Origin of the sequence: Sphingobium nicotianae (assembly GCF_018603885.1) — a bacterium.
Classification (GTDB): Bacteria; Pseudomonadota; Alphaproteobacteria; order Sphingomonadales; family Sphingomonadaceae; genus Sphingobium; species Sphingobium nicotianae.
The window spans coordinates 1-25335 of record NZ_JAHGAW010000009.1 but is presented as its reverse complement, the minus strand read 5'-3'; the positions used below and the strand labels follow the sequence as shown (position 1 = coordinate 25335).

At 63.2% G+C, this 25335-nt stretch carries 16 protein-coding genes and 2 pseudogenes; 9 read left to right on the top strand and 9 right to left on the bottom strand.

The window, feature by feature from the left end:
* Positions 1-98 precede the first annotated feature (98 nt).
* The 3 genes from glgC to KK488_RS13955 are packed head-to-tail and all read right to left on the bottom strand — an operon-like array spanning position 99 to position 5947.
* The gene (gene glgC / locus KK488_RS13965) at positions 99-1364 is read right to left on the bottom strand and encodes a glucose-1-phosphate adenylyltransferase (protein ID WP_214624501.1); all 1266 of its coding nucleotides are present in this window, start codon (positions 1362-1364) and stop codon (positions 99-101) included.
* A 12-nt stretch (positions 1365-1376) separates the two neighbouring features.
* Complete coding sequence (glgB, locus tag KK488_RS13960) at positions 1377-3530, bottom strand: 1,4-alpha-glucan branching protein GlgB (RefSeq protein WP_214624309.1); 2154 nt, start codon at positions 3528-3530, stop codon at positions 1377-1379.
* The gene (locus KK488_RS13955) at positions 3527-5947 is read right to left on the bottom strand and encodes a glycogen/starch/alpha-glucan phosphorylase (RefSeq protein ID WP_214624500.1); all 2421 of its coding nucleotides are present in this window, start codon (positions 5945-5947) and stop codon (positions 3527-3529) included. The genes glgB and KK488_RS13955 overlap by 4 nt, the downstream gene beginning before the upstream one ends.
* Before the next feature lie 298 nt (positions 5948-6245).
* On the opposite strand from KK488_RS13955, the gene KK488_RS13950 reads away from it, so the two are divergent.
* From KK488_RS13950 to KK488_RS13930, 5 genes and pseudogenes are all read left to right on the top strand, one after another.
* A complete protein-coding gene (locus tag KK488_RS13950; RefSeq protein ID WP_214624308.1) occupies positions 6246-6770 on the top strand; it encodes a MarR family winged helix-turn-helix transcriptional regulator in 525 nt (174 codons plus the stop codon).
* 138 nt (positions 6771-6908) lie between these two features.
* Positions 6909-8111, top strand: a complete 1203-nt coding sequence (locus KK488_RS13945; protein WP_214624307.1) for an MFS transporter — start codon at positions 6909-6911, stop codon at positions 8109-8111.
* Positions 8112-8237: 126 nt separating this feature from the next.
* A pseudogene (locus KK488_RS13940) lies at positions 8238-9884 on the top strand (thiamine pyrophosphate-requiring protein); the annotation flags it as partial.
* 147 nt (positions 9885-10031) lie between these two features.
* Positions 10032-10397 carry a response regulator gene (locus KK488_RS13935; RefSeq protein WP_214624305.1) on the top strand — a complete coding sequence of 122 codons (366 nt, stop codon included), beginning with the start codon at positions 10032-10034 and terminating at the stop codon, positions 10395-10397.
* An 88-nt stretch (positions 10398-10485) separates the two neighbouring features.
* Positions 10486-10647 (top strand): annotated as a pseudogene (locus tag KK488_RS13930) (IS630 family transposase); the annotation flags it as partial.
* A 254-nt stretch (positions 10648-10901) separates the two neighbouring features.
* Here KK488_RS13930 and KK488_RS13925 read toward each other — a convergent pair.
* Complete coding sequence (locus KK488_RS13925) at positions 10902-13571, bottom strand: TonB-dependent receptor (RefSeq protein WP_214624304.1); 2670 nt, start codon at positions 13569-13571, stop codon at positions 10902-10904.
* A 379-nt stretch (positions 13572-13950) separates the two neighbouring features.
* On the opposite strand from KK488_RS13925, the gene KK488_RS13920 reads away from it, so the two are divergent.
* Together KK488_RS13920 and KK488_RS13915 are read left to right on the top strand one after the other, a co-directional pair.
* A complete protein-coding gene (locus tag KK488_RS13920) occupies positions 13951-16008 on the top strand; it encodes a sulfotransferase (protein ID WP_214624303.1) in 2058 nt (685 codons plus the stop codon).
* 431 nt (positions 16009-16439) lie between these two features.
* Entirely contained in the window at positions 16440-16757 is a 318-nt protein-coding gene (locus KK488_RS13915) for a UrcA family protein (protein ID WP_214624302.1), read from the top strand.
* A 351-nt stretch (positions 16758-17108) separates the two neighbouring features.
* On the opposite strand, the gene KK488_RS13910 is transcribed toward KK488_RS13915, so the two are convergent.
* The 5 genes from KK488_RS13910 to KK488_RS13890 all read right to left on the bottom strand — a co-directional run bounded on the left by KK488_RS13910 (position 17109) and on the right by KK488_RS13890 (position 21940).
* Positions 17109-18176, bottom strand: a complete 1068-nt coding sequence (locus KK488_RS13910) for a hypothetical protein (protein WP_214624301.1) — start codon at positions 18174-18176, stop codon at positions 17109-17111.
* Positions 18177-18270: 94 nt separating this feature from the next.
* A complete protein-coding gene (locus tag KK488_RS13905; RefSeq protein ID WP_214624300.1) occupies positions 18271-19377 on the bottom strand; it encodes an aKG-HExxH-type peptide beta-hydroxylase in 1107 nt (368 codons plus the stop codon).
* Positions 19378-19380: 3 nt separating this feature from the next.
* Entirely contained in the window at positions 19381-20562 is a 1182-nt protein-coding gene (locus KK488_RS13900; RefSeq protein ID WP_214624299.1) for a radical SAM protein, read from the bottom strand.
* Complete coding sequence (locus KK488_RS21720) at positions 20546-21631, bottom strand: aKG-HExxH-type peptide beta-hydroxylase (RefSeq protein WP_214624298.1); 1086 nt, start codon at positions 21629-21631, stop codon at positions 20546-20548. The genes KK488_RS13900 and KK488_RS21720 overlap by 17 nt, the downstream gene beginning before the upstream one ends.
* Before the next feature lie 12 nt (positions 21632-21643).
* Positions 21644-21940, bottom strand: a complete 297-nt coding sequence (locus tag KK488_RS13890; protein WP_214624297.1) for a hypothetical protein — start codon at positions 21938-21940, stop codon at positions 21644-21646.
* 253 nt (positions 21941-22193) lie between these two features.
* Between KK488_RS13890 and KK488_RS13885 the strand changes: the two genes are divergently transcribed.
* Entirely contained in the window at positions 22194-23435 is a 1242-nt protein-coding gene (locus KK488_RS13885; protein WP_250890463.1) for a YcaO-like family protein, read from the top strand.
* Positions 23432-24607: a TfuA-like protein gene (locus KK488_RS13880; protein WP_214624295.1), complete on the top strand. Its 1176-nt coding sequence runs from the start codon at positions 23432-23434 to the stop codon at positions 24605-24607. Before KK488_RS13885 ends, KK488_RS13880 begins: the two co-directional genes overlap by 4 nt.
* The last annotated feature ends 728 nt before the right edge of the window (positions 24608-25335 follow it).

Below are 25335 nucleotides of genomic sequence, written 5' to 3'. Positions count from 1 at the left end.
TTAGGGAAGGGGGAAGGGGTGGGAAAGGCCCAGCAGCACCTTGTTCGGTCGCGGAGCCCCACCCCTATCCCTCCCCTCAAGGGGAGGGGTTATAAAAATCAGCCCAGCCGGTCGATCATGGTCTTGGTGATCAGGCAGATCCCGCTCTCCGTCCGCTGGAAACGCCGCGCGTCGAGCTGCGGATCCTCGCCGACGACAAGCCCTTCGGGAATGCGCACACCGCTGTCGACGATCACCCGGTTCAGCCGCGCTCCCCGGCCGATGTTGCAATAGGGCAGGATCACGCCTTCCTTGACGTCCGAATAGCTGCCCATCTTCACCCCCGTGAAGAGCAGGCTGCGATAGGCACTCGCACCCGAAACGATGCAATCCTGCGAGATGAGCGAGGAGACCGCCATGCCGCGCCGCCCCTCCTCGTCATGCACGAACTTGGCCGGCGCGGCGACGATCTGGTCGGTCCAGATCGGCCAGTCGCGGTCGTACATGTTGAGTTTGGGGACGACGTCGGTCAGGTCGATATTGGCTTCCCAATAGGCATCCAGTGTGCCCACATCGCGCCAATATTCTTCGATCTCCTCGGCGGCGCGGATGGCGCTTTGTGAGAAGAGATGGGCGACCGCCTTCCCGTGCTTGACGATGTAGGGAATGATGTCACCGCCAAAATCGCGCTTGCTCCCGGGCGTTTCGGCATCGCGGCGGAGTTGGTCGAACAGGAACTGCGTGTCGAAAACATAGATGCCCATCGAGGCGAGCGCGACATCGGGCTTGCCCGGCATGGCCGGCGGATCGGCGGGCTTCTCGACGAAGGCGGTGATGCGGGCATCCTCGTCCACGGCCATTACGCCGAAGCCGGTCGCCTGCATGCGCGGCACTTCCAGGCAGCCGACCGTCACGTCCGCGCCGCTCTGCACATGCTGCTGCAGCATGATCTCATAATCCATCTTGTAGATATGATCGCCCGCCAGCACGACGATGTAGCGCGGATCGTGCGCCTGGATGATGTCGATATTCTGGAACACTGCGTCGGCAGTGCCCTCATACCAATGGAACTCGTCGATGCGCTGCGAGGCGGGCAGGATGTCGAAGCTCTCGTTGCGCTCGGGCCGCATGAAGTTCCAGGCGCGCTGCATGTGGCGGATCAGCGAGTGCGCCTTGTATTGCGTGGCGACGCCGATGCGGCGGATGCCGGAATTGAGCGCGTTGGAGAGCGCGAAGTCGATGATGCGCGACATGCCGCCGAAATAGACCGCGGGCTTGGCGCGATTGTCGGTCAGCTCCATCAGGCGGCTGCCGCGCCCACCGGCCAGCACATAAGCCATGGCGTCACGCGCCAGCGGCTGGCCTCTGATTTCCCGCAGCGGCATTCCCATATCCCACTATCCTTCGCTCAGCAGCATGATCGTCGCAAGAGGTGGCAAAGTGATGAGCGCGCCGCCGTCCCGCGCCGTCACCTTGCCCATATTTCCGATACCGCCGCCGCCATAGTTGGTTGCGTCGCTGTTCAATATTTCGGCCCAGTCGCCATCCACCGGCAGCGGCACCCGATAGCCCGATCGCGTCGCGGGAGTCATGTTGGCGATGATCGCCACCGGCTTCCCATCCGGCGCCTTGCGCAGCCAGGCGAAGACGGAATTGTCGCGGTCGTCGACGATCAGCCATTCGAAGCCGTCACCCTCGCAATCGCGCGCATGCAGGGCCGGCAGCTCGCGATAGAGCCGGTTGAGATCGCGCACCAGGTTGCGCACGCCTTCGTGCGCCGGCGCGCCGCGCAGATCCCAATCCAGCGCCCGCTCCTCGCTCCATTCGCGGCGTTGCGCGAATTCCTGCCCCATGAACAGCAGCTTCTTCCCCGGATAGCCCCACATCAGCGCATAATAAGCGCGCAGATTGGCGAATTTCTGCCAGTCGTCGCCGGACATCTTGCCCAGCAGCGATCCCTTGCCGTGAACCACCTCGTCATGGCTCAAGGGCAGCACGAAATTCTCGGCGAAGGCGTACATGAGGCCGAACGTGATCTCGTCATGATGATGGCGCCGGTGGATCGGGTCACGCGCCATGTAGCTCAGCGTGTCGTGCATGAAGCCCATGTTCCACTTGAAGCCGAACCCCAGGCCATTGTCATGGACAGGATGCGTGACGCCGGGCCAGGATGTCGATTCCTCGGCCATGGTGAGGATGCCCGGCTGCGCGCCATACACCGCCTTGTTCATGGCCCGCAGGAAAGCGACCGCTTCCCAATTCTCACGGCCGCCCTGTGCATTGGGTATCCACTCCCCCGCTTCCCGACTGTAATCGCGGTAGAGCATCGAGGCGACGGCATCCACGCGCAGCCCGTCGACATGGTAGCGCTCGGCCCAAAACAAGGCATTATTGACGAGGAAGCTCGACACCTCGCGCCGCCCGAAATTGTAGATCGCCGTGTCCCAGTCCGGATGATGGCCGAGGCGCGGATCCTCATGCTCGTAGAGCGCGGTGCCGTCGAAGCGGGCGAGGCCGTGCGCGTCGGTCGGGAAATGCGCCGGCACCCAGTCGAGCAGCACGCCGACTCCCGCCTTGTGCGCGCCCTCGACGAAGCGCGCGAAGCCGACGGGATCGCCGAAGCGCGCGCTCGGCGCATAGAGCCCGGTCGTCTGATAACCCCAGCTCGGATCATAGGGATGCTCGGAGATCGGCAGGAACTCGATATGAGTGAAGCCCAGATCGACGACATAGGGGATGAGCCGCTCGGCCAGTGCATCCCAGGTCAGGAACCAGCCATGCTCGTCGCGGTCCCAGGATCCGGCATGCACCTCGTAGATGCTGATCGGCACGCGGCGCGGATCGACCGACGTCCAATAGGCGCGATGCGCGTCGTCGGCCCAGTCGGCCTTGCCGATCGTCCGCGTCATCGAGGCGGTGGCGGGCCGCAGCTCCGAGGCAAAGGCGAAAGGGTCGGCCTTGAGCGGCACGATCTTTCCGTCCGGGCCGGTGATCTCGAACTTGTAGGCCTGCCATTCGCCGATGTCGGGCAGAAAGATTTCCCAGACGCCGATGTCGGCGCGGCGGCGCATGCCGTGACGGCGCCCGTCCCAATCGTTGAAATTGCCGAGCAGCGCGACGCGCCGCGCATTGGGCGCCCACACCGCGAAATGCACGCCGCGCGCGCCCTCATGCTCGATGAGATGCGCGCCGAGCTTGTCGAACAGGCGGAAATGCGTGCCCTCGGCCATCAGCAGATCGTCGAGCGGACCGAGCACCGGGCCGAAACTGTAGGGATCGCTCACCCACCAGGCGCCCTCCCCGCCGATCGCATGATATCTGACCGGCTGGCGGGGTCCCGCGATCACGCCTTCGAACAGGCCGCGCTGGTCCACCCGCTCTAGCGTGCCGAGCAGGCCGCCGGCCAGATCATGCGCGGCAACGTTTTGGGCACCGGGAATGATCGCGCGCGCGAAAATCCCTTGGGGGCCCTCATGAACGCCCAGAAGCGAGAAGGGATCAGCGTGAGTGCCCGCAAGCAGCGCTTCGATAGCCGCCTTGGGTGGTTTCACATCACGCCCCAGATCTCTTTCGCATATTCCGCAATGGTACGGTCTGAAGAGAACCAACCAACATTGGCAATGTTCCGGATTGCAGCCGCCTGCCAGCCATGCGTGTCCAGCCAGCGCCTGTCGACGGCGCGCTGCGCGTCGCTATAGCTTTCGAAATCGGCCGCGACCATGAACCAGTCATGGTCGTAAAGGCCGCCGATCAGGTCCTTGTACCGGTCGGGATCGTCCGGTGAAAAAACGCCCGATGCGATGGCGCTCACGGCTTGCTGCAATTCGCGCGAACCCTCGATGACCTCGCGCGGATTATAGCCATTCGAGCGCTTCTCGGCGACCTGATCGGCATTGAGGCCGAAGATGACGATATTCTCGTCGCCGACATGATCCTTGATCTCGATATTGGCACCGTCGAGCGTACCGATCGTCAGTGCACCGTTGAGCGCGAACTTCATGTTGCCGGTGCCCGAGGCTTCCATGCCGGCGGTCGAGATCTGCTCCGAGAGGTCGGCGGCAGGGATGATCTTCTCGGCGAGGCTCACATTGTAATTGGGCACGAACACCACCTTGAGCAGCCCGCCCACCGACGGGTCACTGTTGACCCGCCGCGCGATGTCGTTCGCCAGCTTGATGATCAGCTTGGCATTGTGATAGCTCGGCGCCGCCTTGCCGCCGAAGATCTTGACGCGCGGCACCCAGTCGCGCTCGGGATGGCTGCGGATCTGGTCGTAGAGCGAGACGGTCTCGATCAGGTTGAGCAGCTGGCGCTTATACTCATGGATGCGCTTGATCTGCACGTCGAACAAAGCGTTCGGATCGACGCGGATGCCCATATAGTTGCGCAGATGCGCGGCGAGCGCGTCCTTGTTCGCGCGCTTCACGGCCTTGATGCGCTCGGCGAAACCGGCATCGTCGGCGAAGCGGGCGAGGTTCGAGAGCTTCTCGGCATCGTCCATGAACCCGTCGCCGATCGCCTCGCGGATCAGGCCGGTGAGTCCCGCATTGCACTCCAGCAGCCAGCGGCGTGGCGTCACGCCATTGGTCTTGTTGTTGATCCGGTCGGGATAAAGCTTGTGGAAGTCGGCGAACACCGTCTGCTTCATCAGCTCGGTGTGGAGCGCGGCGACACCGTTGACGCTGTGCGCGCCGGCGAAGGCGAGATTGGCCATCCGCACGCGCCGTTCGCCGCTTTCGTCGATGACCGAGATGGCGGCGATTGCCGCATCATCGAGCTTCTTGCTGACGCGAGCCTCGCGCAGCAACATCGCATTGATCGCATAGACGATCTGCATGTGGCGCGGCAGCATCCGCTCGAACAAAGGCAAGGGCCAGCTTTCCAGGGCCTCGGGCAGCAGCGTGTGGTTGGTGTAGCCGAAGGTCTTGCGGGTCATGTCCCAGGCTTCGGCCAGGTCCAGCCCGTGATCGTCCATCAGCAGACGCATCAGCTCGGCGACGGAGACCGCCGGGTGGGTGTCATTGAGCTGGATGGCGGCCTTGTCCGGCAGCGAGCGGATCTCGCCATGATATTGCATCTGCCGCCGCACGATGTCCTGGATCGAGGCGGACGAGAAGAAATATTCCTGCCGCAGCCGCAGCTCCTGCCCCGCCGCCGTGGAGTCGGCGGGATAGAGCACGCGCACCAAGCTTTCCGCGCGCACCTGCCCGGCAAGCGCGCCTGCATGATCGCCTGCGTTGAAGGCATCGAGATGGATCGGGTCGGTGGGGAAGGCGTTCCACAGCCGCAGCGTGTTGACGCGCTTGCCGCGCCAGCCGACCACCGGTGTGTCCACCGCCGAGGCGATCACGGTCTCGGCCGGCGCCCAGGTAACCTTACCGTCCGCGTCACCGATCACCTCTCCGCCGAAGCCGACTCTATAGGCACTCTCGCGCCGCTCGAACTCCCAGGGATTGCCGTAAGCGAGCCAATTCTCCGGCAGCTCGACCTGCCAGCCGTCATCGATGCGCTGGCGGAACATGCCGTTCACATAGCGGATGCCATAGCCATAGGCGGGGATGTCGAGCGTCGCGAGGCTTTCCATGAAGCAGGCGGCGAGACGGCCAAGGCCACCATTTCCGAGCGCGGCATCGGGCTCGATTTCCTCGATCTCGGCAAGATCGACGCCATGCGCGGCGAGTGCCGCGCCGACCTCCTCCGACGCGCCGAGATTGGCGAGCGCATCGCGCAGCAATCGGCCGATCAGGAATTCGAGGCTGAGATAATAGACTCTCTTCGCACCCGCAGCATGGGCCGCTTTCGAAGAAACCATCCATCGCTCGATGATCTCGTCACGCAGCGTATAGATAGTCGCGGCCAGCCAGTCGTGCGGCAGCGCGGCCTGCTTGTCCTTGCCGATCCGGTGAACCAGCGCATCCTCGATCCGCGTCTGCAGGCTTTTTCCCGTCGCGGATATGTTGGTCGCCATGCGCTTGTCCCCTGTCTCTCGTTCCATGCCGCAGTGCGGCATTGAGGTGGTATCAAGTGCGAACGCCCTCCGCCACTCCTCGTTTCGAGATTTTCATCCCCGCCGTCTCCCCGGCCCCTTCAACGCCCGGGCCTGTTCAGTCCCAATACTGAACGGCTGGTGTCCGCGATACGCGAGAGGTCGCGTGCGCCCGGTTGCATGAATTTCATCCGTTAACTAATGTTGCGCAACCCCCAAAAGGGCGCCGGGAGGCCGGGCACGATCGGAGATCGGCGTCGCGAGGGAAGGAACTGGGATTTTGACGGACAATACTGCAATCAAGATGGCCGATGAAGAAACGATCTTCGGGAATATTCTCCCCGCTCGGGAAGGCTATCCGGCGCCTGAGCTCGGCCTGACGATCGCGATCATCCTGGCCGGTCGCCGCTGGCGCTCGTTGCTTGACGAGAAGCTGCGCACGCTTGGCCACAGCGCCTCGCGTATGGAAGCGATGTCCGCCATCGCCTATGCCCCGGCCCACACCACCCAGATTCAGATCGCCAAGCGCGTCGGCATCGAGGGACCGACCCTCACCCGTACGCTCGACATGCTGGAGGCGGATGGCTTGGTCGAGCGCCTGCCTGACCCGTCGGATCGCCGCAACAAGCATATGAAACTCACCCCGGCCGGCTTCGAGGCACTCGGCGAGATGCTGGCCGTCACTGGCGCGTTGCGCGCCAAGCTTCTCGAGAATGTGCCGATGACCGACGTCCGCGCCAATCTGGGTTTTCTCTCGATGTTGCTGGAGCGGATCGAAGGCGGGCTGGAGACGCCCGACGACTGAACGAGGCGCGACGGGCTCGAAGCGGGCAAGTGGCTCTGGCCACGATCAAATTAGCTCAGGCGGCAGCTTGTCCGGCCCGACCCGGCGGCATTCACAGTTTCGATTGACGCGGCGCGACGCGGCCGACATGCGCCGCCCATGTCCGCCGCTCCAGACCGCACCGCCCATCCCACACTCGCGGCAGCGTCGGTGGTCGCCGTGGTCTTTCTCAATCTGCTGGGCTTCGGCATCATCGTGCCGCTGCTGCCTTTCTACGCCCAGTCGTTCAGGGCCGAGCCCTGGGAGATCGCGCTCATCTTCTCCGCTTTCGCGCTGGGCGGTTTTTTCGGCGAGCCGTTCTGGGGCAGGCTGAGCGATCGCTACGGGCGAAAGCCGCTGCTCCTGTGGACGGTGACCTGCAACGGCCTGTGCTATCTCGCGCTGACCCAGGCGCCCACCGCATTTATCGCTTTCATCATCCGCTTCCTGGGCGGCCTGTGCAGCGGCAACAACTCGGTCGTCCAGGGCTATATCGCCGACGTGACGCCACCCCATCTGCGTGCTCGCCGCATGAGCTGGCTGGGCGCCGCAAACGCGATCGGACTGATCGTGGGTCCCTCGCTGGGCGGATTGTTCGCACGGACCGACATCGGCCCGATCGGCTTTCGCATCCCGCTGCTGATCTGCGCGTGCCTGTCGGCCAGCTGCGTCGTCGCGCTGCTGCTCTTCATTCGCGAGCCTGACGTGCGTGACCGCAAGCTGCACCCGACGGTGAGCCGCTGGGCAGCCACCGGCGAAGTCATCCGCCATCCCGTGCTCAGCCGGCTGATGCTGCTCACCTTCCTGATCGGCAGCGCCTTCTCCGGCATCGAATCGATCTTCGGCCTGTGGGGGCATGCGCGCTTCGGCTGGGGTCCGCGTCAGGTCGGCCTGTGCTTCGGCGTGGTCGGCATCGTCGCAGGCCTCACCCAGTTCTTCGTCACCGGGCCGCTGGTCGAGCGCTTCGGCGAGCGCCGCGTCCTGGCGGTCGGCATGGCGACGACCGTGACCGGCAGCTTGCTGCAATCCTTCTCGACCGGCATGGTCACGACGATCCCGGCTCTCACGCTCTCGGCGCTCGGCCAGTCGATCAGCTATCCCACCGTCGCCGCCCTCATCTCACGCAACGCCGATCCCCGCCGGCAGGGGCAGGTGCTCGGCCTCAACAACGCCACGGGCGCGATGGCGCGCGTGCTCGGCCCGCTCGCCATGGGCCTGAGCTTCGCCCATCTGGGCGTGAATACGCCGTTCTGGCTGGCCGCCTCGATCGTCGTCCCGGCGATCCTGCTCGCACTCAACGCAACGACACGTCGCCCGGCCTGATATTGACGGGAGAGCGACGCCCCTCGCCCGCGCGTACTCCTATCTTTTCGTTGCGCGCTCCAACCATTTCGCTGGCGCAGACCGGCCCGGCCGCTTAGGAAGCGACCGCCTGCGCCGACCGGTCCACAAAAGGAGAAGCCGATGAAAACCTGCGACGCCATCGTTGAGATCCTCAAGCGCGAAGGCGTCGAAGTGCTGTTCGGCTATCCGCGCAACGCGCTGCTGGAAGCGGCGGCCGAGGGCAATATCCGCACGATCATCCCGCGCCAGGAGCGCATCGGCCTGCACATGGCGGACGCTTATTCGCGCCTGACCAAGGGCGAGAAGATCGGCGTCTTCACCTGCCAGCACGGGCCGGGCGCGGAAGTCGCCTATGCCGGCGTGGCGCAGGCTTTCGGCGAATCCGTCCCCATCCTGTTCATGCCCGGCGGCTATGCGACGCCGATCGCGCATGTCGGGCGCAACTATAACAGCGTGCGTAACATGGCGCAGATCACCAAGGTCGCCGAGCCGCTGAACTTCCCGGCCCACACCAGCGCGGTGATGCGGCGGGCCTTCACGGCGCTGCGCAACGGGCGCGGCGGCCCGGCGCTGGTCGAGCTGCCCTTCGACGTGCTGGAGCAGGAGGGCGCCGAGGTCGATTATCAGCCGGCGCTGCGCACCAAGTTCGGCCCGGACGGCGAGAGCGTCGCGCGCGCGGCCCAATTGCTGTGCGCCGCCAAACGCCCGGTCATCTATGCCGGCCAGGGCATTCACTGGGCGAGCGCCTATGCCGAGCTCAGGGAACTGGCCGAGCTGCTCGCGATTCCCGTCTGCACCAGCCTGCCCGGCAAGAGCAGCTTCGACGAGACGCATCCCCTCGCGCTCGGCTCGGGCGGCGCGGCCATGCCTTATGCGGTGCGCCACTTCCTGGAGGAGTCGGACCTCATCCTGGGCGCCGGCTGCAGCTTCACCAGCACCGCCTTCGGCATCCGCATGCCCACCGGCAAGACCGTGATCCACGCAACGCTCGACCCGATCGAGCTCAACCGCGCGGTCGCGACCGACGTCGCGCTGATCGGCGACGCCAGGCTCTCGCTGCGCGCGCTGATCGAAGCGTGCAAGGCGATCGTCGGCGGCACCCCGCGCGACGCCAGCGCCGTCGCGGCGCAGATCAAGTCGGTCAGCGACGACTGGCTCGCCAAGTGGATGCCCAAGCTCACCAGCAACCAGGTGCCGATCACGCCCTATCGCGTGCTGTGGGACCTGCAGCACACCGTCGACGTCGCTAACACCATCATCACGCATGATGCCGGCTCCCCGCGCGACCAGCTCACCCCCTTCTGGAAGACGACCGCGCCACATACTTTTCTCGGCTGGGGCAAGACGACGCAGCTCGGCTATGGCCTGGGCCTTGCGCTCGGCGCCAAGCTCGCCTGCCCGGACAAGCTCTGCATCAATGTGTGGGGCGACGCCGCGATCGGCTTCACCGGCATGGATTTCGAGACGGCGGTGCGCGAGCGGCTGCCGATCATGTCGATCCTGCTCAACAACAGCTCGATGGCGATGGAGCTGAGCATCATGCCGACCGCGACCGAGAAATATCGATCGACCGACATCGGCGGCAATTATGCGCAGTTCGCGCAGGCGCTGGGCGGCCATGGCGAGCGGATCACCACGGTCGAGGAGATCATCCCCGCGATCAGGCGCGGCATCGCGGCGACGCAGGCGGGCAAGCCCGTCCTGCTCGAATTCATGACCTCGCAGGAGCAGGACTTCTCGCGCTACCCCTGAGCCTGGTCGCCCCGTCGCGCTTTCTGCCCGATCGGACGGGAACGATTAAACGCACCGCTTGTTTTGTGCCTATGTGCACTGGTGAACGGAAACCCGTTCCACAGCCTGTTTCTCTGCGCCCTTTCAAGAGGTTCATCCGGCGACGCCATGGCCCCCGCACCCTCTGCCCCCTCCCTGACCATCCTCGTCGTCGAAGACGAGCCGATCATCGCGCTCAACACGGAAATGATGCTCTCGACGATCGGTTTTGAGAATGTGGAAGTCGTGGGCTCGGTGGCCGAAGCGATGGCGCTGATCGATCGCTTGAGCATCGAATTTGCGATCCTCGACTTCAGCCTCGGCAGTGAGACCAGCATCCCGGTGGCCGTGCGGCTGTGCGAGGAGAAGGTCCCGATCGTCATCACGACAGGCTTCGAGGAGGTCGATCTGCCTCCCGCCTGTGCGGGAACGCCGATCCTGCGCAAGCCCTATCGGCTCGGCGAGCTTGAGACCGTGGTTGCCAGCTTTCGATAAGGTCTTCCTCAAAAGGCGTTCTTCCCGCCGAACAGCTAAGGCGGAACGTGGCCCGCCGACGCGATGGAAGAAGTTCCAGGGGCAGCCTGACCCGAGCCGTCTGGTCTTCGCCAAGCTCAAGCACCTGCTGCGAGAGAGCGCCGAGCGAGCCCCGCAAGCAACATAGCGGCGCATCGGATCGTTGCTCGATGCCTTCTCCCGACAAGAATGCGCCAACTACCTCGGAAACCCCGGGTACTCGTCAACCTAGGCCGCGTGGACAAATTCCCGCTTCAATGATTGTCCGCTCTTAAGCGCTGACAATCGACGCCGGACGGCTGAAAAGTCGGGGAAAGCGGCCATTTTTAATTCTCCCCAAGCTTGCTCGGGGGGGGGGGCCGCGAAGCGGTGGAGGACCACCGCAGGCGGAAGGCCGGTCCATTTCCCCTCCACCACCGTGCGGTGCCCCCCTCCCCGAGACAAGCTCGGGGAGGAACGACATACGCCGCCTAATGTCACTACGGCCTAGAACTTCTGGCCGAACCGGATCCCGAATTGCTGCGGCTTGATCGCGAAGGTGCGGGACGAGCCTGAGCAGAAAGTGATCGAGCAGAAAGTATTCTTGGTCAACTCGCCGCGCCTGTCGAAGGCATTGGTGATGAACACGTCGACCGACCAGCTATCTTTCTTCACGCCACCGGAGAAGTCGAAGGAGACGAAGCCCGGCGTGTTGCCCAGCAGCGTATTGTTGGCGACGTTCAGATCCTGGGTTGCCTCCGTCTGGTAGAGCGCCGCGCCCTGGAGATAGGCGCGATAATCGCCCAGATCGGTGTCGTAGCGCACCGAGGTCGTGCCCTTGAACTTCGGCTGACGCGGCAGGCGTGTGCCGTCGGCCGCCGCAACCTGCGGGGTCGGCGGGCTGGCGCCGGGCACATTTGCGCCGAGCGTGCAGCTGCTGAGCTGTGCGATGGATGACGTCGCCGCATCGAACGCGAAGTTGCAGAAGTTGCCCTTCAGCTTGGCGTCGTTATAGGCGCCGGACGTCGAGAAGGTGACCTTGCCGACCTTCAGGTCCGCGTCATACTCGAAGCCCTTGACCTCGGCCTTGCCGGCATTCCCGGTCATGCCTGCACCCTGCGCGCCCGCAACGACGACGCTGTACTGGATGCCGTCCCACTTCTCGAAGTAAAGCGCGGCATTGAAGCGGAAGATGCCGCCCCAGGTGGTTTTCACGCCGATTTCATAGTTGGTCAGCGTCTCGGAGTTGAACGACGGCACCGTCGCCACCTTGGACTGCACGACGCCATTGACCGTCTGGCGGATGCGCAGCGGCCGGTTGAAGCCGCCCGGACGGAAGCCGGTCGAATAGTTGGCATAAATCATCTTCGACGGAGCGAACTGCCAATTCAGCGCAATCTTGTGGGTCTCGCCCTGCTCCTTGTAACGCCCCACCTGATCCGTCGCGGCGAAGTTCGAGTTCAGGCACTGCAAACGTGCTGACGGCAAAGGCACGGTACATCCTTGCGTGCCGGTCGGAACATTGAGTGACGTAACTTTATTGGTGGCTGAGGCCATGACGCCGTTGAATCCCAGCGTCGCATAGTCGGTCCAGAAATAGCGGATGCCGCCCGTCAGCTTGAGTGTCGGCGTAATCTCGTAATGGCCCTCGGCGAAGATCGCCTCATCATGATAAACCTGATCGGTCTCGCTGATGTAAAAGCCATCCTCCTTCACCGCCGGAGACGAGGTCACCATCGTGCCGCCTGCCGCAACCGGAATGCCGAAGCCCGCCGGATTGCTGTCGCCTCCCCCGGACTGCGTGTAGCCCGCGATCTGATCCAGCCCGCGGATGGCGTAGTAGGTGTTATTTTCCTGCTTCTGATACTGATAGAAACCGCCCAGGGTCACGTCGAACGGCCAGTCCTTCGGCGTCGTCAGGCGCAGTTCCTGCGTGAACTTGTTCCTATAGCTCAGGCCGTGATAATATTGCTGTGGATTGATGAGCTTGTTGCACTTCAGCGTCAGGCCCGATCCTGTGCAGCCGCTCTTGTCGAAGAACTGCAGATAATTTTCATAGCCCGGCCCGAAGCCGTCGTAAGTCACCGTGTAATAAGTATAGTCGTTGAGCAGCCTGGTCTGACGGCGGAAATAGCCCGTTGCCGAGACGATATCCCAGTCGCCGATATGGCCATGGACGGAGAGCGCCGCCTGGATCCATTTGTCATCCTGCCGAGTGAGATCATAGTCGTGAACCTGAAGGTCACCGACGCGTGGATCGAAACCGAAATAGCCGTAGGCGATCTGCCGCTGCGCGGTGACCTGAGGCGTGATGTCCCAGTCCGGTGCAATTTCCCATAAAGCCTCGAGACGACCGCCATATTCGTAGATCGGGTTATAGTCCTTCTTCGCGATGTTCGCGTTGTTCAGCGTGTAGGACGTGGCCGGATTTTCGTCGCCCAGTTTGAGGGTTGACGAGCTTCCGTCATTGAACTTGCCGTTGTTGGGCGTGTTGTCGATATAGCCGCCATCGTGCCGGTAGTAGCCCATGGCGCGGATCGCGAGCGTGTCGCTCACCGGAATGTTGACGTAGCTTTCGCCCTGCCCGCCAAAGGCGCCCTTGCCGAACTTGTTGGCTTCCAGATCATAACCGAACTCGAACTTGCCGAGCTTGGGCTTGTTGGTGATGAAGCGGATAGTGCCTGCCAGCGAGCCGGCGCCGTACAGCGTGCCCTGCGGACCGGACAGCGCCTCGACGCGTTCCAGGTCATAGACGTGAATATCCGGGACGCCGGTGCCGGTAATGGGAATATCGTCGAGATAATAGCCGACCGACGCGTAGTTGCCGCCGGCGGGAACAATTCCGCGGAAATAGGCGGTGTTGCGGCCCGGACCGATGCCGGCGAAGGACACCGAGGGAAGCAGCGCGGCGAAGTCGCTCAGCCCCTTCACCTGACGCTGCTCCAGCGTGTCGGCACCAAGTGCCTGCATGGAAATCGGCACCTTCTGGATGCTTTGGGCGCTGCGTGTCGCGGTCACGACGATGTCGCCAAGGCCCGAGGGCTCTTCCGTGGTGTCGGCGGCCGCCGTCTGCTCCTGCGCGAAGGCCGGCATCGCGAGCAGGATGGGCGAAAGGAATGTGGTCGCTCCGAGAGCGGCGATCGTGCGCGCTCCTCGCGAGCCGAGACGAATGGCCATACGTAAAACCCCCCTTATAGGCGTTGCGTCGTTGGCCTCTCCCTTGGATATCGCCCGGCGACCGGGTCTCTTCTCTGCGTCCCTTGCTTTGCCTGCGCGCCGCCTCGCAAAACGACGGCGCGCAAAAAGCCTCCTGCCCGAAGGACACGTCCTTCGGAGCTCACCGCCAGAAACCCTGGCAGCGCTGAACACTCTTCTTTTTATCAGCCAGTTCGCTCATGCAGCAATCCGAACGACTGTCCTAAATTGGATACTGCCACTCAAATCGGCGCTGTCAAGCGAGTCGGAACGGCTTTTTTTAACTTTTTTGACAGGCTGACTCGACGGGGCCAGATATTCGGCATAGTTTTTTGTGCAGTCGCACAAACTTCAGGGGCTTATGGAAAACAGGTCCGCCGCTACTGCAACCAGCACTCTTCAGGGCGCGCTCGCCCGGATTGCGAGCATGCTGGACGAGCATGCCGATGAGGCGCTGACGCAGGCCGAGGCGATCCTCGCGCGCGCGCCGGGACTTCCTCCGGCAGAGCTTCTTGCCTGCCAGGCCTTGCGACGCCTCGGCAAGCCAAAGGCCGCATTGCCGCGCTTGTCCATTCTCGCCCGCAGTCAGCCCCGCGTACCTGCCATACTCTGGGAACTGGCGCAGACGGCGAGCGAGACTGGAAACAGCGAGCAAGCCGTCGCCGCGTTGGAAAATCTCACCCGCCAGCAGCCAGCCGTCGCCACAGGCTGGTTTCTGCTCGCCAAGGAGTTGCGCAAGGCTGGACGCGAGGAAGAAGCCTGGCGCGCCGATCTGTCCGGCGTGCATGCCTCCTCGCGCGACCGCGAGCTGCTCGAGGCTGCGGTGGCGATGAACGAGGGCCAGCTGGACGACAGCGAAGCGAAGCTGACGGCGCGGCTCGAGCGCCTGCCCGACGACCCGGCGGCCTGCCGTCTGCTGGGCGAGATACACTGGCGGCGGGGCGACATGACCGAGGCATTGACGCTGGTCGAGCGCGCGGTGCATCTCGCGCCCGGCTATGATCTGGCGCGCGATTTCCTGGTCCGCCTGCTGCTCCAGACCAATCGGCTGCCCGAGGCGCTGGAGCATGCCGAGACACTGGTCCGCTCACCGTTGAGAAATTCCAGCCATGATCTGCTCAAGGCGTCGGTGCTGGTGCGGCTGGGCGATCAGGAGCAGGCACGGACGATCTACGAGCGACTGCTCGCACAACGGGCGGATCAGCCGCAGCTCTGGCAGAATCTCGGCCATGTGCTCAAGACGCTCGGCAGGCAGGCCGATGCCGTCCACGCCTATCGCCAGGCAGTGACGTATCAGCCGACGATGGGGGAAGCCTGGTGGAGCCTCGCGAACCTCAAGACTGTGAAGCTGGGCGCGGAAGACATTGCCGCGATGGAGCAGGCGCTCCATTCGCTAGAGCCAGAGAGCAAGACCAGGCAGGAAGATATTTTCCACCTCCATTTCTCGCTGGGCAAGGCCTTCGAGGACGCGAAGGACGACGACGCCTCTTTCCGCCATTACGATCAGGGCAATCGCCTGCGCCGCACGATGGTCACGCATGATGCCGCAAGCTTTTCTGCCGAAGTCGCCGCCGCCGCGACGCTGTTCACCGGCCCCTTCATCGCGCAGATGGGTGAAGGCGGCTGCCCGGCGCCCGACCCGATCTTCGTCGTCGGCCTGCCCCGCTCCGGCTCGACCCTGGTGGAGCAGATCCTCGCCAGCCACAGCCAGGTGGAAGGCACGATGGAGCTGCCCGAGATGATGATGATCGCCGGTCGCCTGCAATCGCGGGTGGACGAGGGCGAGTTCCCCGACTTCCGCGCGATGATAACCGCGCTCACGCCCGCCGACCGGCTGCGGCTGGGCGAGGAATATATCGAGCGCACCCGCGTCCATCGCGTGACGGACAAGCCGCTGTTCATCGACAAAATGCCCAACAACTGGCAGCATGTTGGCCTCATCCAGATGATCCTGCCGAATGCCAGGATCATCGACGCGCGACGCCATCCAGTTGGCTGCTGCTATTCGGCCTGGAAGCAGCATTTCGCGCGCGGCCAGGCGTTCAGCTATGATTTCGCCGATCTCGGCCGCTACTATCGCGACTATGTCGCGCAGATGGCGGCGTTCGACGAGGCCATGCCTGGCCGCGTGCATCGGGTGATCTACGAGCAGATGGTCGCCGACACAGCCGGCGAGGTGTCGCGCCTGCTGGACTATCTCGGCCTGCCTTTCGAGGAAGCCTGCCTTGCCTTCTGGCAAAACGACCGGGCGGTGCGCACCGCGAGTTCCGAGCAGGTACGCCAGCCGATCTTCACGGGCGGTGTGGATCACTGGAAACGCTTCGAGGCATGGCTGGCGCCACTGACGGACGCGCTCGGCCCCGTGGTGGACAGCTATCCGCAGCCGCCGTCCGACTGGAGGGGCTGGCTCTCAGCCTAGCGGCGCTTCGAAGGATCGAATCGGGCGCGATACGCCACTCGCCGGCAGTCAATTCCGGGATGCGAGGTCGCGAAAAATCGTGCCGCCCTGCACCCTGGAATGCGAAATCCGGGCGTTCGAACGCGATGATCGCATCATCCGCGAAAAATTTTTCCGTAATGCCGGCTCCCGGGAACGATTCGCCAAAACAGGACGAATGACCAGAATCCGCATGTTTCGCGGGGTAGGAAGAAAACGCCGAGAGGGAATGCCTAGAATTTAGGCAGTAAAATTACGGAAAAATGACGGATTTCCGCGCCGCAGCATCGAGAGCATCTTGCCGCCATCTGCGATTGCTCATAAAATAGGCACAAGAAGAGAGCATGACGCTCCTTCCGTGGAACACAGATTTGCGCCGAATTTCGAGTCTTTGGGAATTGAGGAACGACCCTATGAAGAAGCTGATGATCGCCCTGGCCGCCACCGCCCTGACGGTGTCTCCCGCCCTTGCCGGCGAGATCGTTGCCGCCCCCGAAACCGTGACCGTCAACGTCTCCACCCAAGGCCTCAATCTGGCGGATGCGCACGATGTCGCAAGGCTCCAGGCGCGCGTCCGCAAGGCTGTCGTGGCTGCCTGCAATCCGCGCACCAGCCTCTCCATCTATGTCGGTCCCGATCGCGCCTGCTCCACCAAGGCGGCGGCAGACGGTCAGCAGATGGTCGCGCGCATCACCGCCGAAGCCGCGAAGAGCCGGATGGCCGAGTTCTGATACCGGCCGGGTGACGGTTCTCCCACGGCCGTCACCCACCCGGCAGTAACGATGCCCCGGCCTCATGACACTGATCTCGCGACATTCGAGAGCAGAGCGAACGCACCCGCATAGGAGCGTCGGGGGTTATCGAGCGAGTAAAATCCGAATCGCTTTGTCCGCTTGAGAGGACAGCAGGAACGGTCCGGCCCGGTGACCGAAAACGCGAGCCATCCGTTATTCAATGTCCGCCCATCTCGCCAAGCGTTTCGCATTGGCCAGCGGCCGCTTCGTCAAGTTAGGCCCCACGGACAATCTGGCGGCCTCCGTCATGCGGCAATTATGCACGTGCAGATCGCGATGCCCCCTATCTCACGTGGTCGGATGGAGCCGGCTCTCCATATTTTCGAGGGTGCGGCTTAGGTCATGCTCCCAGTCCGTCATGCGCCCCAGGAGCGCGCCCTGCCCAATCTCCAATGCTTCGAGCACGGCTGGCGCGATGAGCGCGCGGTGGGGCATCAGCTGGGCCACCGCCGTGCCATCGGCGAAACCGCGAAAGGCGCGCGCGAGGAAGCTTAGGCCCTCCTCCGTCGGAACCGCCTCGCTCTCGATGGCTCGCGCCCAGAAATGCCAGAGACCGTACCAGACCCAGCAGGCCTGTAGATAGGTATGGATATCCAGCGCGCGTCCCGTCCAGGGCGAGGCAACCTTCACATGATAGGAGTCCCCGCCGCCCGGCAGCCAGAGGCCATCGCTGATTTCTACAAGGTCGCAAGCGCAATGGATGGCCTCATGGACGAGGCCGTCTGCCAATTCGGACGGGGTGGCCGACGCGACAAAGGGATTGCGCAGGACGGAGCGCGCCAGGCAGAGCGTCGTGCTCGCCGATGTGTAGAAATCCGGTCGAGTCGGGTCGGAGCGGACGAGTATGACCCGCGTGAGGCCCTGCATGGCGATGGCGGATCTGGTGGAAGCGCCTTCCAGCAAATGGAGCGCGGCAGCGATGCGATCGAGCGCCGTGCCCCGGTGCGCGACGCTGATCCGCTCCGCCTCGCCCGCGATATGAGGCAGCTTGCCGAACACCCAGGGACTTTCGAAATCGACGACGATGCCGTCGATCCGGGGCGCTAAATAGGGCGCGTCGGCCGCACCGCGAAAACAAAGGTCGCCCAGGGCGCTCCAGCAGATGCGGTCCGGCGGTGGCCGATGCCCGCACCGAACCTCCTCGGCCGTCAGGGCGTCCTCCAGGAATCGCGCCGTTTCGTCGACATGATCGCGCCGATAGCCGAACCGAAAGCCACTCTCCGGCGCCATGAGCAGGCGTATCAGGGCGTCATCGGGCAGTCGTTCGATCCGCTCCTGTAATTCCCTGGCCCGCCCCGAATCTTCCTCCGCAAGGCGATGCAGCATGCGCGCGAACCGATCGCTGCAGGTCATCATGAGCATTTCCTGCAACGGCTCCGTCAGCAGGTCCTCGCCGAGCCAGGAAAGATAATCCGGGAGGAAAGCGGCCCGATTGGTCAGGGACGATACCTCACGCGGCGACCGGCCAGGATTGGAGTATGCGATCTTGCAGCGCCGTGATGGCGCTCAGGATGACGGGGTCTATATCGTCCCGGCATTCGTCGATCAGCTTGTCGAGTGGCCCGGCCAGGAAGCCGCGCGCCGCGATCCCCATCCTGCCCTGCACCTGCAGGGGATCGAAGGCTTCCGTTTGGAGGGCGGCCGCCCAGAAATGCAGCAGACCATACCAAACGAAACAAGCCTGAAGAAAAGGCCGCACACCCAGCATGGATCCCGTCCAGGGTGATTTCACGCGCAACCGGAGCGGATCGTACAAGGCCTGGTCATGAACCCAGGCCACGCGTCTTTCCTGCATGTAGAGCAGCGAATGAATGCCCTCATGGACCAGCGCTTCCGCCAGATCGATCGGGCGGACGGATGGCATGTGGGGATTGGTGATGAAGGAGCGGCCAATATACTGACCTGTCGATCCGCTCGTGAAGAGATCTTCGTCGTCGCGATCGATCTGCGCGATAAGAACCACATTGAATCGCCGCACGAAGGTGGAGAAAACCGCCCCCGCCCGCGCGATGCCCGCCAGCGCCTCTTCCAGTTTCGCAACGACAGCATCGCATTCGGCGGGCGAGAAGAGACGGCGCTGGGCGATGCCGGATGGCCCACCCAGATCGACCGCAGCGGCATGGGGGCTGAACATGTCAAAAGGCAGGCCGGTGGACAGCCGGGGCAGATCGCGCCACGCCGCGTCCTCGGTCAGGCCCGCATCGCCGAGCGCCGTCCATTCCCCCCGGCATGCCTGCAACGGGCGCGAGCCGAGCAGTGCCGCTTCCATCCGCAGCGCGGCCACGAAGAAGCGCGCCCTTTCCTCCAGCGGCTCCCGGCGGAAAATCAGGCGATAGCTGCTTTCCGGGGCCAGCAGCACCCGAATGAGGCTGTCGTCCGTGGCGCTATCCATTTCCTGAAGCAGGGCGGCCGCAAGCGCCGGACTATATTCCCTTGCCTCGCGCACCAGCAGACCGAGGGCATCGCTCAGCATTTCGACATAGTCGTCTCGGACATATGTGAAGATCGGTAGCGGCTCGGCCCATGTGAGCACGTCGGGCATGGTCTTCATCAGCATGGGTCAGGCCGCCGCCTGCTGGGCGAGCGTCATCCTGCGTTCTCTCGTCTCGGCCTCGCTGACGCCCAGACGGTGGCGCACATGGCCGAACAGCGCGTAGAGGTCGGCGCACCAGACGGACGCATTGTCGAAACCCCGCTCCCTTGAAAATCGATGGGGAAGATAGCCGCCCGCGCAGGTCCGCTGCTCCCGGCAGCCATGGCATGCGCCGCTCACCGGCATGCCGCGGAACACCGCTTCCGCCGCCATGCCTCCATCGCGCGCGAGGTCGCTGAAATCGTTGTGCATGACGTTGAGCGATGTGGCGTTGAAGCCGTGGCCGCAGACGCGCAACACGTCGAGCGGCTGGATCTCCCCATCCGTTTCGACGAAGACATAGCGCAACGGCTGATTGCCAAGCAGGTCGACATCGCTTTCCGCGCCCATGACGAGGCGAGCGATGCTCCAGAACAGGCCGACGCGAAGGTCAATCTGGCCCTCGTTCCACCAGGCATCGAATGCCGGGATGAGAAAGTCGGCGCAGGGGGTTGGGCCATGACTCGCCCGAACGGCGGCGATGTCGTCATGCGTGTAATCAGGCAGCAGGAAATTGATCGATCGGGGATCGAGCGCGGCCAGGCTGTGATAGATACGCGCCCCGTCCTCGCCCAGCGGGATCACGGTCATGAGATCGTAGCCGACATCCCCCCGCCGCAGACATTCGAGACCCCGCACGATCCGGTCGAAGGAGCCGCGACCGCCGTGCGTCACGCGATGGCGGTCGTGGATCGGCTTGTCGCCGTCGATGCTGAGGCCGACATAGATGCCGTGCTTGCGCAGGACGGCGGCCCATTCGTCGTCGAGCGTGGTGCCGTTCGTCTGGAGCGACAAATGCACGTGCCCCACTTCTCGCAGCGCCCAGCGCAGGCGCTGGCAGACGAGATCGAAGGCGTCCGCGCCGATGAGGCAGGGTTCGCCGCCATGGAAGATGATGCGTACCTTGCGCTGCCCCGAACGCTCGACGTGACGCAATATGCGGTCGATCACCGCCTCGATCACATCCACCGTCATGAACGGGGGACGCTGCTTCCACGTCTCGTCACCCTTGTTGTAGACATAGCAATAGGAGCAATTGAGATTGCAGATCGATGCCAGCTTCATCACGAATTGAAGCGGGGCATCGCCGAAATCAGGATTGGCGAGCATAGCGGAATACCCTGTTGGAGGTGTCGTTCAGAAATTGCCGGCCCCGATCCGTCAGGCAGCCGGCAGCGGCCATACAGGTCGCTTCAGCATAGACTGCGGCGTCCCGGAGTTCGGCGTATTGCTGGGCCAGGACAGGCTGCGCCGCGAAGGCATCCACATCGCCCAGCGCATCGTAGAGGGCCGTGATATGGGCCAGCGCGTGATAGGCGAGCATGACGCCGCGCAGCGGGCGCGGCGCGGCTTTCAGCGGGGAGGGAAAGCGTCTGTGGAGCTGGTCGGGCGCGACCAGTGGTCCCCAGGCCTCGGCCAGGTAGAAATAATTATGGGCGCTCTCATGGACGAGCGCTTCCAGGGTGAAAAGCAGTCCGCAGCCAAGGTCGAGGCGGATCAGTCCCGGCGTTTCAGGATCGGAGGCGCTGCGAAAGGCGGAGGAAGAGGGCGCCCCCCCTCCCACAGGCGCCACCAGCCGCGCTACCTGAGTGACCCAATCGAAGGCTTCGGGAACCGCACGTCTGAAAAAGTCTATGGACGATAAATAGTTATAGACCGAGTCATGATCGGTTCCCAAATCGCCATTTGTTGGCGACGAAGATGAACACTCTCCTGATAAAGTATCAAATGGGTCCAAAGCGATGGCAGGAGCATCGACATCTGTGCGCATCGTCGATCCCAGCAGGGCGAGGTCGTACCACCCGCCCTCCAGCTCAAGCGGACCCTGCGGGGTCCATAGGCGAGCGCCGTCCGGCACTGTTATCTGTCCGAGATCGTCCGGCACATGGGCGGCGGTCCAGGCCGCAAGATGCAAAATCCCGCCATAGCCTCGATTACCCGTCGCAAGCGGCCGGAAAATCGGACTGACAGCTGGATGATAAAGCCATTCCGCTTCCGTTTCGGCAGCAGTTTTCAGTGCGGCGCGCAGCGCCATGGCGTCGACGCTCAGCGCTGGCGGAAGGCATAGCCTTTCCGCCAGCACCCGAACGTTGTGAAACCACGCCGCTTTGGACGGTCGCCAGGACCAGACTGCTGAAGGCGAAAGAGAAATGGCGTCGTCAGGGACGACGCTGGCCACCGCGGTTCGCGATCAGCCGGGCCCGCCACCCTTCATACCTTTGATGGTCTGAAGATTCTGCGCGAATTTCTGAAAGGCCTGCTGGTCCATCGCGGCGGCCTTCTCGAAAATGGCCCGATCGTCGATGCCGGCGGCACCGCGTGATCGGCTGAAAAAGGCGCCCTTGGAGAATTCCGCCGCCGCTGTGCCGGGATTGACGTTTGCCAGCTCTGTCGCGAGCGAAGCCTTGAGCGCCTCGTTCACCCGGGCACGTGCCGCGGGCGCCAGTTTGTTGACCTGGTCGAGATGTTCGGAAAAATCGTCAGCCATCGCAAACTCCATTCTATAAATAAAGAATTCGGAGCGACAGCTTCATGAATACATGAAACCCATGTGGTCCTTCCACATGCCGAGTCATTATTTGTTTTTTGCTTTGTATCATTGGATGGTTTGCTTCGCAATGTGTCGTCGTTCATAGTTGATCGCTTCATCGCATCTATGCGACGATTCGACCGAATCTTTGATCAATGCTATTCTGAGGAAAATTCCGATACGATGGGGTTCCGATACGATGGGGGATGTGATGCTGGATGGCGGAGTGGCTTTTGACAATGGCGGGACGCGCCGAGCCTGCTCCACGGTGGAAACGCTGGACAGGCTCCAGCCGCTGCTGGAACGGTTCGGTATCACGCGGGTCGCCAACATCACCGGATTGGACCGCATCGGCATTCCTGTCGCCGTCGCGATCCGGCCGGCATCCAAATCGCTGGTCGTGTCGCAGGGCAAGGGAGCGACGCTGACCGATGCCAAGGTGTCCGCCATCATGGAATCCATCGAACTTCATCATGCCGAGCGCCCCCATGTTCCGGTTCGCATAGCCAGCCTTCATGAACTGCGGCGGGAAGGCTCGGCTATTCTGGACTGCGCAGCGATGCCGCGCACGCTGGCGAGCGGATTTGACGAACAAATGGCTATAGCCTGGGCGCAGGGCATCGATTTGACCGGCGGCGCGCCATGTTGGGTGCCCTATGGCTATGTGGACGTGGACGACAGCCTGTCAGCGCTGCCTGTGCCCATCGGTATCCCGGTGAACAGCAATGGCCTTGCATCGGGGAATGTTCGCGACGAGGCGATCCTTCATGCATTGTTCGAACTGGTGGAGCGGGATGCGATCGCGCTATGGCATCTCGCCGACGAGGAAGTGCGTCAGGCGCGGGCGGTGGACCTGTCGACCCTCGACGACCCACATTGCCGCGTGCTTGTCGATCAATATGATCGCGCGAACGTCGACGTCCATGTCTTCGATCTTACGAGCGACATCGACCTGCCCGTCTATCAGGTGTTCATTCGCGAAAGGGGCAACGGCGACCGCGATGCTTTCTCGGCCGAGGGAAGCGGCTGCCATCGCTGGCGCGGTATCGCGCTTTCGCGCGCGCTCACGGAAGCGGCGCAGTGCCGGCTCACCCACATAGCGGGCGCGCGGGAGGATCTGGTCCATGACGATTATGCCGCAACATCTGAGCGGCTGGCGCAGATAAAGAGATATCTCTCCCTCACCGGAGGGCCCGTGCGCCCTTTCCAGCCGGCCGATAAGACTGATCCAGGCTCGGCCGAGACCTTTGCTGAAACCTTGTCCCAAACCATCTCCGCGCTGCAGGCGGTGGGCATCGAACAGGTGGTGGCCGTTAGCCTGGCGCCGGAAGATCTCGGCATCCATGTCGTCCGGATGCTGGTGCCTGGCCTGGAAGGGCTGGTGTTCGAGCCGGGTTATGTGCCCGGTGCCCGCGCCCGCGCGCTCCTGAAGGCGCAGAGAGCACGGGCATGAAAAGGACCGTGATCTTCCTTGGCCCCTCCGCGCCGGCCGACATGTTCACCACGATCGCCGATGTCGAGCTTCGACCGCCCGTGGGGCAGGGAGACGTTTTTCGCGCCGTTCACGATGGCGCGGAGCGGATTGCTATTGTCGATGGCTATTTTGATTCCACGCCGGCGGTGCTGCACAAGGAGATAGTATGGGCGATGAATCAGGGCGTCAGCGTCCTCGGCGCGGCCAGCATGGGAGCCCTGCGCGCGGCAGAACTCCACGCGTTTGGCATGATCGGCCTGGGCTGGATTTACGAGGCATTTGCGTCAGGCCGGCTTGAGGATGACGATGAGGTAGCAATCATACACGCCCCTGCGCGGCTCGGCTTTTTCGCTGTGTCGGAGGCAATGGTGAATATTCGCAGGACGATGGAACGGGCCGTCGTCGAGAGCAGGCTCAGCACGGACGAAGCAGAGACTTTCGTCAGCCTTGCCAAAGGGTCCTACTATGCAGACCGCGAATGGCCCCGCTTGCTGAAGGAGGCTCGGACGCTTCTTCCCGCGACCACCATCGACAGGCTCGAAGCGTGGTTGCCTGAAGGGCGCGTCGACATCAAACGGGAGGACGCGCTTCAACTGGCGCACTTCCTTTCCTCCTCGACGACGACCATTGCCGATGCGGCGCCCTCCTATGAACATACAAGGCTCGTGGAGGCCGTCCGGCAAGGGGCCGTGCGCAAACGTGCGTCTGTGGAGGAGAGAGAGGAGACGCGTAAGTCGATCGCCTTCTGGCGAGAGCGGCGAGTATCGGGCCCAGCTCATGAATTGTTGGCACTCGTCGATGTCCTGCTTGCCGAACTGGCACGGCTGGGAGGAACGGATTTGGACGATGCGGCGGTGGTGGAAGCCGCCAATGCATGGCGCCACGCCGCTGGTCTGCATGGCAAGGATGGGACGGAAGCGTGGCTCGCGGAGCATGGCCTGAGGCTGGAACATCTCCTCCGCGTTCTGGAGCGTGATGCGCGATTGATACAGGCCCGCAATGCGCTGGGCCCGCTGATCGACGACTATCTGGTCGAGCGGCTTCGCTTTCATCATGGACAACCGGACGGGACAGCATCCGAGGGCAGGAAGCCGTGTGCGGCGCTCGATTGGTATCGCCCTGGCCTGGACATCCCTTCCGCTCTCGGCTGAGGAGGTCCAAAGCTGAACATATGGCTGGTTCGAGGGACATCGGCGAGCCAGCAATGGCTAGGCCGTGTGGACAAATTTGCTGGTCCACCGCGATGTCGGTTATCCGGCATTTTCGTTCAGAAGCCGACGGTCGGGACGCGACGCCCTAGCGGACGTTTGGCGCTACTTCAAAAAGATGTGCAAGCTGCCGTTGCCCGTCCCACCCTGCGGGCGGCACGTTTGGTGACTGCCAACGTGCAGAATTTTTCCAGCCATGTCTGTAGTTGCGAAGCGCAGCAAGAACATCCGCGGGTGAGCGTGCATCCGCATCATCATATCCGGGCTCCCATAGGCAGCACGGGCAGATAACCATACGCTCTCCACCCTGTTCGAAATAGGCAGGCGCGAAACTATAATCAGGGTAACCGCACGCAGGGCAAAGCAGATGTTCCTGCTCGTCTGTAATGTTGAACTGCAGCATGCCCATATCAAACGGCAGCTTATCAGCCCCTTGGGATCGATACCAGACTGTCTGTTCTCCACCCCATTCCAGCCGCCCAACTGCTCAGCGAAGCAGCCTGAACGCAGACGGTCATTCAGACCGAAATTTCTCTACCCCGCCTAGGCCGGATCGACATTCAGCGAAGCCAGATCATGGCGGCAGCGAGGTGGATGAAGCCGGCGAAATGGATAGTGCGCCGATCGTAGCGCGTGGCGAAGCGGCGGAAATGCTTGAGGCGACCGAAGCA